The organism is Pseudofrankia sp. EUN1h, assembly GCF_001854645.1.
Taxonomy (GTDB): Bacteria; Actinomycetota; Actinomycetes; order Frankiales; family Frankiaceae; genus Pseudofrankia; species Pseudofrankia saprophytica.
The window spans coordinates 13,214-26,661 of sequence record NZ_MBLN01000106.1; the positions used below are offsets into that span (position 1 = coordinate 13,214).

General features: G+C 68.4%; 15 protein-coding genes and 1 pseudogene. 9 read left to right on the forward strand and 7 right to left on the reverse strand.

Going from position 1 to position 13,448, the window contains the following annotated elements; all coding sequences use genetic code 11:
- Positions 1 to 21: 21 nt before the first annotated feature.
- Positions 22 to 486, reverse strand: coding sequence for a LuxR C-terminal-related transcriptional regulator (locus tag BCD49_RS41610; protein ID WP_007516223.1), 465 nt, complete (start codon positions 484 to 486; stop codon positions 22 to 24).
- Between BCD49_RS41610 and BCD49_RS43860 the strand changes: the two genes are divergently transcribed.
- Together BCD49_RS43860 and BCD49_RS37915 are read left to right on the forward strand one after the other, a co-directional pair.
- Positions 464 to 709 (forward strand): hypothetical protein, encoded by a 246-nt coding sequence (locus BCD49_RS43860; RefSeq protein WP_027140547.1) that lies wholly within the window; start codon positions 464 to 466, stop codon positions 707 to 709. The genes BCD49_RS41610 and BCD49_RS43860 overlap by 23 nt on opposite strands.
- Before the next feature lie 49 nt (positions 710 to 758).
- Entirely contained in the window at positions 759 to 1,019 is a 261-nt protein-coding gene (locus BCD49_RS37915) for a hypothetical protein (protein WP_007516224.1), read from the forward strand.
- A 344-nt stretch (positions 1,020 to 1,363) separates the two neighbouring features.
- On the opposite strand, the gene BCD49_RS37920 is transcribed toward BCD49_RS37915, so the two are convergent.
- Entirely contained in the window at positions 1,364 to 1,852 is a 489-nt protein-coding gene (locus BCD49_RS37920) for a DinB family protein (protein ID WP_027140548.1), read from the reverse strand.
- A gap of 340 nt (positions 1,853 to 2,192) precedes the next feature.
- On the opposite strand from BCD49_RS37920, the gene BCD49_RS37925 reads away from it, so the two are divergent.
- On the forward strand, positions 2,193 to 2,870 hold the full coding sequence (locus tag BCD49_RS37925; RefSeq protein ID WP_007516227.1) for an IS6 family transposase: 678 nt from the start codon (positions 2,193 to 2,195) through the stop codon (positions 2,868 to 2,870).
- Positions 2,871 to 3,070: 200 nt separating this feature from the next.
- Positions 3,071 to 3,553 carry a hypothetical protein gene (locus BCD49_RS37930; RefSeq protein ID WP_007516228.1) on the forward strand — a complete coding sequence of 161 codons (483 nt, stop codon included), beginning with the start codon at positions 3,071 to 3,073 and terminating at the stop codon, positions 3,551 to 3,553.
- A 473-nt stretch (positions 3,554 to 4,026) separates the two neighbouring features.
- On the opposite strand, the gene BCD49_RS37935 is transcribed toward BCD49_RS37930, so the two are convergent.
- Positions 4,027 to 4,740: an LmeA family phospholipid-binding protein gene (locus tag BCD49_RS37935; protein ID WP_083401948.1), complete on the reverse strand. Its 714-nt coding sequence runs from the start codon at positions 4,738 to 4,740 to the stop codon at positions 4,027 to 4,029.
- Between the two features lie 963 nt (positions 4,741 to 5,703).
- Between BCD49_RS37935 and BCD49_RS37940 the strand changes: the two genes are divergently transcribed.
- Together BCD49_RS37940 and BCD49_RS37945 are read left to right on the forward strand one after the other, a co-directional pair.
- Entirely contained in the window at positions 5,704 to 7,047 is a 1,344-nt protein-coding gene (locus BCD49_RS37940; protein WP_071042479.1) for a sensor histidine kinase, read from the forward strand.
- Positions 6,950 to 7,663, forward strand: a complete 714-nt coding sequence (locus BCD49_RS37945; protein ID WP_027140550.1) for a response regulator transcription factor — start codon at positions 6,950 to 6,952, stop codon at positions 7,661 to 7,663. The genes BCD49_RS37940 and BCD49_RS37945 overlap by 98 nt, the downstream gene beginning before the upstream one ends.
- Before the next feature lie 2 nt (positions 7,664 to 7,665).
- Here BCD49_RS37945 and BCD49_RS37950 read toward each other — a convergent pair.
- Both BCD49_RS37950 and BCD49_RS37955 read right to left on the reverse strand, forming a co-directional pair.
- Positions 7,666 to 8,127: pseudogene (locus BCD49_RS37950) on the reverse strand (VOC family protein).
- Between the two features lie 320 nt (positions 8,128 to 8,447).
- A complete protein-coding gene (locus BCD49_RS37955) occupies positions 8,448 to 9,395 on the reverse strand; it encodes an NADP-dependent oxidoreductase (RefSeq protein WP_071042477.1) in 948 nt (315 codons plus the stop codon).
- A 185-nt stretch (positions 9,396 to 9,580) separates the two neighbouring features.
- Between BCD49_RS37955 and BCD49_RS37960 the strand changes: the two genes are divergently transcribed.
- Complete coding sequence (locus BCD49_RS37960) at positions 9,581 to 10,072, forward strand: MarR family winged helix-turn-helix transcriptional regulator (RefSeq protein ID WP_116439467.1); 492 nt, start codon at positions 9,581 to 9,583, stop codon at positions 10,070 to 10,072.
- A gap of 162 nt (positions 10,073 to 10,234) precedes the next feature.
- Complete coding sequence (locus tag BCD49_RS37965; protein ID WP_007516236.1) at positions 10,235 to 10,480, forward strand: hypothetical protein; 246 nt, start codon at positions 10,235 to 10,237, stop codon at positions 10,478 to 10,480.
- 152 nt (positions 10,481 to 10,632) lie between these two features.
- Here the strand turns inward: BCD49_RS37965 and BCD49_RS37970 are convergent, their stop codons facing one another.
- Both BCD49_RS37970 and BCD49_RS37975 read right to left on the reverse strand, forming a co-directional pair.
- Entirely contained in the window at positions 10,633 to 11,838 is a 1,206-nt protein-coding gene (locus tag BCD49_RS37970; RefSeq protein WP_131803650.1) for a hypothetical protein, read from the reverse strand.
- Between the two features lie 486 nt (positions 11,839 to 12,324).
- Positions 12,325 to 12,576, reverse strand: coding sequence for a hypothetical protein (locus tag BCD49_RS37975; protein ID WP_007516238.1), 252 nt, complete (start codon positions 12,574 to 12,576; stop codon positions 12,325 to 12,327).
- Positions 12,577 to 12,708: 132 nt separating this feature from the next.
- Here BCD49_RS37975 and BCD49_RS37980 point away from each other — a divergent pair, with 132 nt between their 5' ends.
- Positions 12,709 to 13,167, forward strand: coding sequence for a hypothetical protein (locus BCD49_RS37980; protein WP_007516239.1), 459 nt, complete (start codon positions 12,709 to 12,711; stop codon positions 13,165 to 13,167).
- Positions 13,168 to 13,448: the final 281 nt, after the last annotated feature.

Here is a 13,448-nt window from a genome sequence, read left to right on the forward strand (position 1 = left end):
GTGGCGTCGGGGGCGTCGGGCCTACGGCACCAGGCCGGCCCTGCGTGCCGTGTTCACGGCGGCGATGCGATTGTGTACACCGAGCTGCTGCATGATGCTTCGCAGGTGCGACTTGATGGTTTCCGGCCTTACCGCGAGGAGTTTCGCGGCCTCCGCGTTGGAGTGGCCTTCGGCGATAGACCGGATCACCTCCAGCTCGCGTGGCGTCAGGCTGGAGACGGAGTCATGGTCGGCTACCTGATCCGTGTATCCATAGCAGATATACAACAGTTGGCGGATGGACTCGACCCGAGTCCGCACGGCCTGGTCGTCGTCGGACCGATCAGTCAGTCCTTCGAGTTCGGCCTCGATTCGGAGAAGAGTTTTAAGGCCCGGGGCGGGTGGTCGTGCGTCCGGAACGATCCCGGTGTTTCCCTTGAGGCCGCCGCCGTGGTACGCGAGGAATCGCTCGAATGCGCGAGCAATGTCGACGAAGGTGTCGCTCACGTTTGATCCGATCTGCTCCCTTGACCTTGTGGCGGCGTACATCACCGCCCAGGTCCCCCCGGCCCTGCGGATCGGGACGGCGGCGACAGCCAAATCGTCGGTGGAGGCGGGCCGGCGCTTCGACGGGCGTGGTGGGTCTGACCGGTCCGCCCCCGCCGCCGCGTTCTTGTTGATCTTTTTGGTGGCGGCGCTGGTAGTCTCGTGCGTGCGGGTCTGGCCGTGAGGTGGCTGTGCACCGTGGAGGGCTCGTATTGTAGTCCGGTGCCGTTCACATGGGAGGTTCGGCGGCGAGCCTGGATGATCCTTTTGATCCGCCGGAGGATCCTGCCGAGCGGGCTGTCTACCTGCGTGGGCGGGCGGAGCAGGCGCGTGCCCAGGCTCTGTTCGGGACGGTGACGAGGGAGACCTGGCAGTCCGACCCTTCGCTGCTGGTCCAGGTGAAGGCAATTCTCTCGGTGCCGCCGGAGCAGCGGCTGCGGATGCTGATGGCGGAGCACGCGGTGTTCGCGAGCGCCCGGCTGGTCGTCGAGTGATCGATATTTAGGTGCGCGCACGCTGATGCGTGATGCAACACGAGGACCTGCGTCTAGCCCGCCCCATGGAGGCACGTCCGCCGGTGGTCCCGCGCGCCTGATCAGGATGAAGAACCGAATCCCTGTCACGACGCTCGCGATTCGAGAAACCTGAAGAGATGTTCGAAGAGTGCCGCCGTTGCCGCATCGGAACCATCGCCGACCATTCTTTGCCAGGCGCCTTCAGGCTCGTCCGGAAGGCGGCCATGGAGATCAGGATCGGCCACGCGAGGTTGGCTCCATGTCCTAGCTGGTCCGCTAGCCATTCTCGAAAACCCGCGAGCAGCGCGCAACCCTGCCAACGCCTATCGTGCGGCGGTGATTTGTTCTCGGAGAATGTCACCATGGCCGGCGTGACGGGCGAAATCCTCGATCAGGAGCAGGTAGACAAACCGCAGACTGACATCGCCAGCGCGGGGGTGCGGCTTGGTGTCGTCGAGCTCGAAGTCAGCGGCGATCACGCGGGAACGCTCGCTGGCACGCTCAAACTCGGCGATCACGTCGGCCAGCGTTTCGCCGCCGGCGACAACGAAACTGCCGTCGTCACCGGTGGCGTAGCCGTCGCATGCGGACTCGTCCAGGCCGAGCAGGGTGCGTTGGAACCAGATGCGCTCGGCGGTGGCGGCGTGTTTGATCAGCCCGATCGGTGTGGTCAGTGAGACGACCAGGCGCCGCCGTGCGTCGGTCTCGGATAGCCCTCGCGTGGTGTCGATGAGCGCTTGCCGGTTGCGGTCAAGCAAGCTCTCCAACATGAGACGTTCGGGTCCAGCGGTCATTCGGGGCCATATGAACATTAATTGTTCAGCTTTCTGGGTTGAAAGGACATCGACGGATCAGGCCATGGGCGCGTACTCGAGCAGGATGAGGGTCGATCGGACAGGGCTCGTCTCGATCGCCGAGGAGAACACCGATGACATCGGTGCCGGAGGCCCGCCGGGGATGTAGGCGCTGCAAACGCTTCTCGGCCCTTGTCAGAGGGTCCTCGGGGAATGCCGTGTCCAGAGCCGAGGACGAGCCGGAGCGATCATAAGGATAACATCCAAGGGCGCTGTTGCGCCGGCGGGGCCGTGGTCTCTGCGGCGACTGCGGCATGATCGGATGATGGCTCGCTGCCGTCCTCGCCCGCCGGTCCCGGTGTCGGAGTTGGTCGGGTTCCGGTTCCCGTCCGAGGTGATCGTTCTGGCGGTGCGGTGGTATCTGCGGTTCGCGTTGTCGTATCGGGACGTCGAGGAGCTACTCGCCGAACGTGGCATCGATGTTGATCACGTGACTGTGTACCGGTGGGTGCGCCGGTTCACGCCGTTGCTGGTCGAGGCGGCCCGGCCGTGCCGGCACCGGCCGGCCAGTGGATGGTTCGTCGACGAGACCTACATCAAGATCGCAGGCAGGTGGACCTATCTCTACCGGGCCGTCGACCAGCACGGCCAGGTCATCGACGTGCTCGCCAGCGAACGGCGCGACCAGCTCGCCGCCCGCCGATTCCTCCAGCAGGCACTGACCCATGGCTGCCGGCCGGTCGAGGTCACTACGGACAAGGCACTGGTCTACCCGCGGGTCCTCGACGAGATGCTGCCCGAGGCCTGGCACATCGACGCCGCTCGGGAGAACAACAGGATCGAGTCTGACCACGGCCGACTCAAGGCCAGGCTGCGGCCGATGCGCGGGCTGAAACGCCTGCGCTCCGCTCAGACGATCAGCACCGGACACGCCTTGATCCAGAACATCCGCCGCGGCCACTACGAACTCGCCACCGACGTCGATCCGCGGCTGCGGCTATCGGCCGCGTTCTCCGAGCTCGCCGCCGTGGTCTGATCTTCGAGCTTGCCATCGCTTCGGCGGGCACTGTTGCATCGAGGCTCGATGCAACAGTGCCGCCCAAGCTCCACCCCCGGACCAGCTCAATGCATGCGCCCCCGGATTCCGGCGGGGACTGCCAGCGCGGTCGCAGCTCGGGCAGAGGTGCTCAGGGCGAAGTTCAGAACCGGTCGTGGGCGAGATGCGTCCGAGTTGCCATGAGGGGCATCCTGCGAGCACAGGCGTTGATCGTCTTGGTAGTGGGCCACATTGTTCTGGCCGTGGGGGCGGTGCTGTTGCCCTGGGCGGACAACGACATTACCGGGGCCGAGACCGCGCTCGACGTCCTCACAGATGCCGACCCTGTCATCGCCGCTGTCTTGGGGCTGGGCATCGGGGTGGCGGTCGCGCTGGAGATGGTCTTGGCCAGGGCGGCATCTTCCGGGCGGCCTGCTCACGGATGGTGGGTGGCCGGCCTCGCCGCCGCCCTGTGTGCTGTGCTCGCGGCTGTCCATTGCATCGTCACCGTCAGGTCCGAGACTGCCCGTGCCTACATGACGGATCCGGCAGGCAACCTGTTCGAACCGGTCGCCAACAGCCGCCCGGGTCTGGGCCTGCTGTCGGCGACCGGTCTCGGCCTGCTACTGCTGGCCATTCATGTCGCGTCACTCATAGGAAGCATACGAGCGCACCGCGTGTGAGCCCGGACACCGCGCCGGGTCAGATGCGGGTCAGCACCAGCCCATCTGTGGGCTCCGTGGCGGCGCGGCGATCCGGCTGCATGGCGATGGTCGGGCCTAGCCTGGTCGATCACCGAACTCGACCGCTGGGGACGGCTGAGTCCGTTTGCTGAAGCCCGTCCGGGGCTGTTGCATTCGGAGGGCCGGGGCGTCCTCGCCGCGGCGAGGACGCCCTCGCTTGCCATCGCCTCGGTCTCGTCGTGGTGAATCGGTCGATCATCCGGCGGGCCTCTGGGCGGTCCTCCGGGACGACACCGGTGAGCCGGGAGATGACGATGGAAGGCAGCCGGGCGCCGAAGTCCCGGACATAGTCGAAACCGGGCCTGCGACGTGGGGATCGAGCAGCTCCGCGCAGGTCTCGGCCTACCTGCGGGGGCCTGTCCCGGCGCGCTGCGGGCCGCGCAGAACGCCTACCCTGTCCGGCTCCCCGGGGTTCAGCATCCGTGGATGGTGGGTCCGGTCTGGGTGGTGCCGAGGGAGAGGTGGTCGGCCACCGCGGTGATCTCTATGCCGTCGGGGGTGGTTCGGGCCGCGGTCAGCTGAAGGTTCATGGGTAGGCCGGTCAGCGGCACAGTGGTAGTGAGGGTGTCGACCGCGCCGGTCGGGAGCTGGAAGGAGCCCAGGCCCTTGACGCCGAGGCCGGTGGGAGCGAGGGTCAGCCGGTTGTCTGTGACGCTGGCCTGCAGGTCACCGAACGCGGTGACCGACCCGAGCATCGGCACGTCGACCGGCGCTGAGAGCCGGAGGGCGCGGCCGGCGGGGGTGACCCGCAGGTGTCCGGGTTCGGTGGAGAGGAAGGTGTTGAGATCGGGGTAGGTGATCCGGACGGTGCCGACGGCGCGGTCGATCGAGATGGTTGTCAGTTTGTCGGCCATCGCCTTGCGCAGGGGGACATGGACGCCCTGCAGGTGCACTTTGATGTCATCGACGCAGAGGGTCGGCACCGCGATCCGGCGGACGCCGAGCTCGATGTCGCGGTAGCGGCCGGTCGCCACCTGGGTGAGGAATGGGACGCCACCGATGGACACCGTCGGCGGGTTCGGCAGGTGCTGGCTCTTCTGGATCTGGCTGACCATCTGGCCGGCCGCCGCGTGGGCCGCGACCCGGTCCCCGACTCCGAGCAGCACCAGCTGGCCGACCAGGAGCACGAGCAGAACGCGTCGCCACCGGCGGCGCCGTCGGTGGCGACCGGGCGGTCCGTCGGCCGGCTCGGTCGTCGCGGGCTGCCTCGGGCGCCCTCGGGGATCAGTTTGATCGGCGGTCCTCGGCCCGACGTTGGCCGGCCCAACCATCTCGGCCGGGGTCGTGTCGGGGCCCTCGGACCACCGTGACGGGGCGGAACCGGTCGAGGGCCGTCTGGGCCGAGTTTCATGGGGACTGTTTCGCCCGCTATTCACGTTCTCAACGCTCCTGTCCGTGCTTGAAGCGGTCCGACGAGGCTCGGAATTCCGGCAACATGGTTGTCATGTGCCAGCGTCGCTTTCGCTTTCTCGTCGAGCCTGTCCGGAGCCCGCTGGCACGTCGTCGTCCCCGCGCCGACATTTCCTGCTACGTCTTTCGTCGTACGTCGCGTGCCGTCATGGTGTGGCGGCTGGGCGGGAGGTGGGTTCTGCGGGTCCAGCCGGTGGATCGGGTGGGTCGCGCACGCTGCGCCGGGGTGCGAGGCGGATCGTGAGCCGGCGAGGCTCCTGCTGGCGGCGCTGCCAGGCGGTACGTACTGCACTCGTGGTACGGGGAACTGTCGGCGTAGGGATGACGACCGGGTGGGGGTCTGCAGGGCAGCCTGGAACGGAACCCGAGAAGAGGCGGAGACCTTTCGTGGCGAGTTTCCCGTATCGGCTGGGCCGGCTCGTCTATCGGCGATGGCGAGATGTCGTGGCGCTGTGGACGGTGGTGCCGGCGACTATTACCTTCGCCACAGCGAAGACACCGCCGGCTACCGGCGAGGCGTTCTCCCTTCCCGGTACCACTAGTTCCGCGTGCGCCGAGTCCGCCGCGGTCCGATGAGAATTCCCCGCCCCGAGGGCCGTCCCGACGACGCTGTGCCGCACCGGCCGGCGGACACGTACCGTAGGCGCCACAGTTACGGCACCCGACCGAAACTCGTGATCATGGCGATGGGCTGGCGACGGTTCGCGAGCGACCACCACGGGCTGGCCACAGCGGTGGTCGCACTGCTGATGTTCGTCGCGGCCGGGCCCGGTAGCCGCCTCGCTCCCGGCAAGGACACCCGCCCGGACTCCGCCTGGCCGGCGGTGATACTCGCCGCGATCTCCTGCCTGGCGCTGCTATGGCACGAACGGCGGCCACGCACGGTCGTGACGGTTGTTGCCGTCTGCACTGCAGGCATGGCGTTGCACGGCTACCTCCTGAGCATGCTGCTGATCGCCCCGGCTATGGCAGCTCTCTATTGGCTGGCCGACCACACCGACCGCAGGACCGCGATCGTGTTCACCGGCGCCACCGCCACTGTCGTCGTGACGGCGGCGCTGATCGGTGACCCAGCCAGCTACCMGCTGGTGCTGAAGACCATCGGTCCGATCGCGTGGCTGATACTCCCCGCCGCACTCGGTAACACCGCGCGGCTACGCCGTGGCTACCTGGCCGCCGAGCGGGCCCGCGCCGAGCACGCCGAGCACACCCGGGAGCAGGAGGCCCACCGGCGTGTGATCGACGAGCGCACCCGGATCGCCCGCGAACTGCACGACGTCGTCGCCCACCACATCACCCTGGCCAACGCCCAGGCCAGCACCGCCGCCCACCTCTCCACGACCCGCCCCGAGCAGACCAGGGAGATCCTGACCGGCCTCACCGCGACCACCTCGGCCGCGCTTCGGGACCTCAAGGCCACCGTCGGCCTGCTCCGCGCCGACGACAGCCCACACGCGCCGTTGGAACCCGCCCCCGGACTTGGCCGGCTACCCGACCTGACCGCCGCGCTCGCCGCGGCCGGGCTCACGGTCACCGTCGACGTGGCCGGGAATCCGAGGCCGCTGTCCCCCGGAGTCGATCTGACCGCGTTCCGCGTCATCCAAGAGGCACTGACCAATGTGGCCAAACACGCGGCCACCAACACCGCACACGTACAGATCACCTACTACCGCGACATGCTCACCATGAGCGTCATCAACGACGGCGCCGCGACCAGGCGGCCGCACCCCACGACAGCCGCCACCCAGGAGGAGCCGGATGCGACCGGCGGCGGGCAGGCGACCGGCGGATTCGGCCTCATCGGCATGCGCGAACGTGCCCGCTCGGTCGGCGGCGAGTTGACCGCCGGCCCTCGACCCGAGGGCGGCTTCCAGGTGGCCATGTGTCTTCCACTGCAGCCCACCCCCGTGACGAAGACAGGGACCGATGACGATCCGCATACTGCTCGCCGACGACCAGGCCCTGCTGCGGGCGACATTCCGGATGCTGATCGACTCCCAGGCGGACATGACGGTCGTCGCTGAGGCCGCCGACGGCGCAGAGGCAGTCACCCGCACCCGTCAGCACAGCCCGGACGTCGTCCTCATGGACATCCGGATGCCCGGCACCGACGGCCTGACCGCGACCGCCACCATCGGCGCCGACCCGGACCTGGCCGCCACCAGGATCCTCATCCTGACCACCTTTGAACTCGACGAGTACGTCGCCCAGGCACTGCGCGCCGGTGCCAGTGGATTCCTCGGCAAGGACGTCGGCGCTGACGAACTGCTGTCCGCGATCCGGCTGGTGGCCGCTGGCGACGCGCTGCTCTCGCCCGCCGCAACCCGCGCGCTGATCACCCGCTTTCTCGCCGTGCCCGAACCCAGCACCGCCCGCGCGACCTCCGACACGCTGAACGTCCTGACCACCCGCGAACGAGAGGTAGTAGCGCTCGTCGCCGAGGGCTACTCCAACGACGAGATCGCGGCCCGCCTCGTCATCAGCCCACTCACCGCCCGCACCCACGTCCATCGGGCTATGACCAAACTCCACGCCCGCGACCGCGCCCAACTCGTCGTCATCGCCTACCAGACGGGCCTGGCCATTCAGCCTCGCCGACCCGAGGCGGAACGGAACCGGCCTTGTCAGGGGCGGCACTAGCGTTACAGGCGCAGCGGTCGGGCGGTCGGGGCGCTCCAGTGCGCGGGGTCTTCCCAGTCGACGCCGGGTACGTCGATGAACAGTTCGATCTCGTWKSCSKYSKKSTSYKWGARRWAMARRMTGTGGGTGAGCCCGTGGTCAGTGGCCCCGTGGATGGGAACGTCGTTGGCCACCAAGGTCGCGAGAACCTCCCGCAGCTCGTCATCGCTTGTGCCGACCCTCAGCCCGAAGTGGTAGAGGCCGACGTGACGTCCGCGCTGCAGGGGGGCCGCGGACTGGCCGACTTCGAGGAGCAACAGCTCGTGGTGGGTACGGCCGCCAGCGTTGAAAGCCATCCCGCGGTAGGGCAGGGGCCCGTCGCCCGAGTAGGCCGGGCGCCAGCCGAGGATGTCACGGTAGAAGTGGGCCGACCGGTCCAGGTCGCGCACATACAGGACGAGGTGTCCGAGCTCTTTGATCTCCACGTCAGGTCTCCCGATAGGCCGAGGGGCGAATTGATCTGTTTGCCAGCGGATTGAAGGGACGTGGTCGCGCCGCGAGCTGACGTCCGTGGCTACCGGGATCCGTACTGCGAAGCCGTCGCGAGCGTCTCCGACCTGGCGGCGGACGCCGAGAGGACCGGCGATCCAAGGCAGCCCCGCTGCCCGGGCTGGAGATGTCTGCGGCCCTGTTCGGAGGACCCCGGCTGGTGCCACGCCGTTTCGTGGTGGGCAGGTACCAGCCGGGGTCACCGGCCGTACGGGTGTGCCTCCGGTTCTGGGCTGACGGAGCGGGGCGCGTCCTGTCAGTCGTCGATCTCGACGACGATCTTTCCACGGGCGGTGCCGCTGGCGAGGGTGGCGAGCCCGTCGGTGGCCTGCTCGAGGGGCAGGACGGTGGTGACGTCGACCTTCAACCTGCCGGCGGCGGCCTGCTCGGCGAGCTCCGCGACGACCTCACGGACGGGAGCGGCCATGACGCCGGTGCCGGTCAGACCGACGGCGGCGAGGGCCTGTTCGTCGGCGGCGCCCAGGGTGCTGGCGACCTTGCCACCCTTGCGGACCGCGCCGAGGGGTGCACTGTCGGCGGTGTAGGCGACGAGGTCGATCAGGGCGTCGACACCGTCGGGATACGCGGCGTGCACCTGCTCGATGACTGAGCCGGCGGTGTAGTCGATGACGATGGTCGCACCCAGCGCGGTCAGTCGATCGGCGTCCACCGCGGTGCTGGTGGCCACGACCGTGACGCCGTGGGCCGCGAGCAGTTGGACGACGTAGGAACCCACGCCACCGCTGGCGCCGACGACGAGGACAGTCTGGCCTTGCTCGGGCTCGACGGCGTCGACGGCGGCCTTGGCGGCGGCCGCGGCGAGGGGAAGCGCCGCGGCCGTGGTGAAGCTGAGACCGGCTGGCTTGCGGGTGACCGCGGCGGCGGGCAGCAGTGCGTACTCGGCGAGGGTGCCGGCCTGGATCGGCGGAGCTAGCAGCATGTGGCCGATCACCTCGTCGCCGACGGCGACGTGGGTGACGCCGGCTCCGACCGCCTMGACGACGCCCGCGGCGTCACGGCCGAGGACCAGCGGGTACATGTGCGGCAGCATCTCGGCCATCATCCCGGCGGCCAGGGCGTTGTCGAGGGCGTTGAGACCGGCCGCCTTCACCCGGACCAGGACCGTGTCCTCGATCGGTCCCGGGATGGGCAGGTCGGACAGACGAGGCTGCTCGCCCGCGGCCGGGACATTCAATGCGCGCATGTGTGCTCCGTAGCAGATCGGGATCGATGACGACCCAGGCGGGTGGGTGAGTGTCGCGGCTCGGCTCTTCGCCGCGGCCGGCCAGTGCTCAAGTTGAAGCTTCAACTCAAACCTAGAGAGCATCACTTGAAGTGTCAAGTGACCAACGGGTTGGTTTGGTTGATGGTTCAAGCTAGGCTGATGGCGTGGACGCGCAGCAGCCGCGCTGGCTGACCGACGAGGAGATGCAGATCTGGCTGACCCTGGCCAGGGTGCTGATCAGGCTTCCGGYCGCACTCGACGACCAGCTCCAGCGGGACGCTGGGATCAGCCACTTCGRGTACCAGGTGCTGGCCGGGCTGTCCGGAGCCCCCGGGTGCACCCTGCGGATGAGCGTCMTGGCCGTCTTCGCCAACGGATCACTCTCCCGGCTTTCTCACGTGATCGGGCGGCTGGAGAAGGCGGGCTGGGTACGCCGCGCACCGGACCCCGGCGACGGTCGCTACACCCTGGCGATCCTCACGGACGCGGGCCGGGAGAAAGTCGTCGCGACCGCCCCCGGGCACGTCGAAGCAGTCCGCGCCCTGGTCTTCGATCCCCTCACTCGCACGCAGCAGCGGCAGTTGGGCGACATCGGGCGCCGCATCGCTCACACCGTCGACCCCGCCGGAAGCGACCTCGACAAGCTCACCAGCTGACAGGGCACTGTTGCATCCGGCGAAGCCAGGCGATCTTGACAGGAAATTTTGTCGCGCGAAGCCCGCGGGGACCACCGATCGGACTCGCGGGGGCGGTCGGTCGAGCCGTCAGAACGCCTGGTCGCGAGAAGATTTACGGCCAAGATCTCCCGGCTTGCCTGGATGCAACAGTGCCCCTCCATCGACTACCACGGCGGCACCGGCGCGATCCGGGCCTTCGACTACGACCAGCTCGGCCGGATCACCTCCGACACGGCCAGCGGCCCCGGCGGGACGCTGCGCGCCCAGACCTACGGATACGACGACAACGACAACCTGACCTCGACCACAATCACCGGGTCCGGCGTCGCCGGCGCTGGTACCCAGAGTTACGGCTACAACAGATCAGCGACTACGCCAAATCGTTGACCGGGCAACGTTGCCTGAAGTGGCACTGGAAGAGCCGGGGCTACACGTTCGTCCCACCCTAAGGCTCTGCACGGCCCGCTCCACCGCGGCCACGTGCGCGCCCGCCGGCGGCCAAGGCCACGATCTGGCCGCCGGCGGTGCGGGAGGACGCTTCAGGCCCGATGCCACCAGGCGTGCGCGAAGGCGTCAGGGAGGTTGGCCCGGTATTCGAACACCATCGCAGGGTGGCCGTTGATCGTCGAGGCCGCCGGGGCGTGGCCGCCCAGGGGACCCTCGCCGAGGATGTGGGCGCGGGCCTCGCCCCAGGTCTGAGCCGACGGCACGGCCCCGGAGCCCCAGTCGCCGGCCCAGGCGGGCACCGCTCGCCCGCCGATCGCCGCGTCGGCCGCCGGGCGCACGGCCGGCCGCATCGCGGCGAGGATCCGCGCCGGCGGCGTCTTGGGCAGGACCTCCCACATGGTCTTGGCCGCCAGGAGGTTCAGCGCCCGGGGGTGCTTGGTCCAGACCTGGGCCAGCCTCAGGACCGCGGACATCACGAGCGCGTAGCCGACCTTCTCGCGCTCGTCCAGCGTGCCCAGGCCGGGGTCACCGGTGAACCTCTCCACGTACCACGGCAGGGTCAGGTACTGGTGGACCTGGAACTTGGCGCGGTCGGCCGCCGTGACCCCGGTGCCGATCTCCAGTGCGGGGACGCCGACCGTGGCATGCTTCGACGTTCCCTGGACGGACCCGCCGCCGTCGATCCGGTGCACGACCTGTCCTGGGTTGAAGATAGTGATCTGATAGGCGCCGACCTCCTGGGTCACCAACGCGCGCCCGACCGACTGCTCGATCGTCGAGATCACGGCCCGCAGAGCGCGCACGCGCCTGTCCCAGCCGTCGTCGTCGGCCCGTTCGGTCGGCGTCGTCCGGAGCTCGATCGTGAAGACGCCCGGGCTCACCTGGAGATCCTTCGTGATCTGGACGAGCACCCCCTGGTCGCCGAGCCGGGTCACGGTCCCGAACAGGTTCCAGTCGCTCGCCGACATGCGGACGAACGCTGGCAACTCCTCCTCCGTGCCGAGCGACACGCCGGTGAACGCGGTGCGATAGTCATGCCGCGCGAAGTCCTGCTCTGCGACCGCCGAGCGGGCCATCACGTTCTGATAGATGTCGGCAAACATGGCCGAAGTCTTTGTCTTCAACTCGGTGATCTTGGCGAGCGTCTCCGCGTTCGCCTGTGCTGCCTGCGCCGCCCGCGCCATCTCCTCGAGTTCCTGCAGGTTGGCGAGAAGATTGGCAATCTCGTTCCTCTGGGTCTGGTTCGCGTAGTCGTCGAAGCCGAACGGCACTCGCTGCGCCGCCGTGCGTTCTGCCATCGCCCGCATCCTCCACCTGGTGCGCCATTGGGTCATCGTGGCGCACGCCAGTGACAATGCGCCGGGATGGTGGGTAAGGGCGCCCGCCGCCCAGCGCATAATGCCCGCCCACCCGGTGGCTCCKGGAGCCGAACGAAGAAAGTCGGAATATCCGCCCGCAATCTCCGGTATGTCACTACCGCAGCGTGCCGCCCGGCGCCCGGCTCGTCCCAGGAAGTCAGCCGGATCGGGCGGCTGCGGGAGGCACCCGCCGGTGAGGCCAGCCACCATCACGACACGGCGGTCCCGGAACAGTCCCTCCCGCTGCCCGGCGAGAGCGCCAGGGGGAGTGTCCGGGTCCGGCCCGATGTCCAGGCCGCCGGTGAGCTGAGGAGTGTCCTGGAGGCGTGTGCAGGCTCCTCCGACGATGGCGTACGGGACCTGGTGTTCGGCGACCATGCCGTGCATCCCGGAGAGCTGGAGGCGGGGGCGGGCGGGTTTTGTCCGTCACTCGGTGATCAGGCGGGCGTCGGTGAAGACGGCGGGCTCGTCCATGAGCATCTCGAGGCGTTCGGTGGGTGGCGGTGCGAGGATCGCCTTGACCTGGCTGCGGATTGCCGGGTCCGACTGGTAGGTGGTCCGGCTGATCGTCGTCGTCAGTCTTTGCGTGCGTTGACGTGCGAGCTCGGCTCGCTGCCGGAGGTAGGCGGAGCGTGCGGCGGGATCCGTCGGTGGGTCGAGGGGATCGTCGATGTTCATGGCAGGCCTCCCTGAGTAGCCCTGAACAGCTGAGCACCTGAAGACCGACGTGGCACGGCGGTGGTAGGCCTGGATCCGCAACTCGCAGGTGATGCCTGACAGGTCTGACCAGGCCAGCCGCATTGACGCGAGGTGGCGGCAAAACTTGCCGAGCCGCGGGTTCGCAAGGTCATCGGCCCGCTTCTCGCGGGCGATCCGCTCGTCCTCGATGCCTACGACGACGACCTCAGCTACGTCCGGGACCTCGGCCTCATCGCGCCCACCGCTCCGGTACGGCCGGCGAACCCGATCTACCGTGAGGTCATAGCCCGGGTTCTGTCGTCGAGTATCCAGGAAAGCGTGACGGCGAACCCGCACTCGTTTATCCGCCCCGACAGAACATTCGATCTTCCCAAGATGCTTGACGAGTTCGCGGACTGGTGGGTCGAGAACGGGGAGTTCCTTACCAGCAGCGGCTACTACAGCGAGGCCGCCCCGCAGCTCATCCTGATGGGCTATCTGCAGCGTGTCGTGAACGGCGGCGGCCAGGTCGAGCCAGCCCGAGGCGGGCGGCCCGCCCGGCAGGGGAGCGGATCCCGAGCGCGGGCCTGAACCTCGGCTGGAAGCGGAGACTCCTGTCGCGCCGAAGACGGAGGTAGATGCCCATTGACGCCGTGGATAGGGCGTGGCTACGTACGAGTCCCTCCGCCACCAGTGGCGCATCGACGCAGGTCAAGCGGCATGTCGATCTCTAAAGGGCAAGTTCATGCAAATATTCGAGGGGACGAATCAGATCCAGCGCCTGGTGATCAGTCGGCACTTGGCAAGGGCTTGATCAGAGGCTGTTCCCGCAGGTCAGAGGCTCCAGCCGGGGTCGGGAATGTCTCGTGATC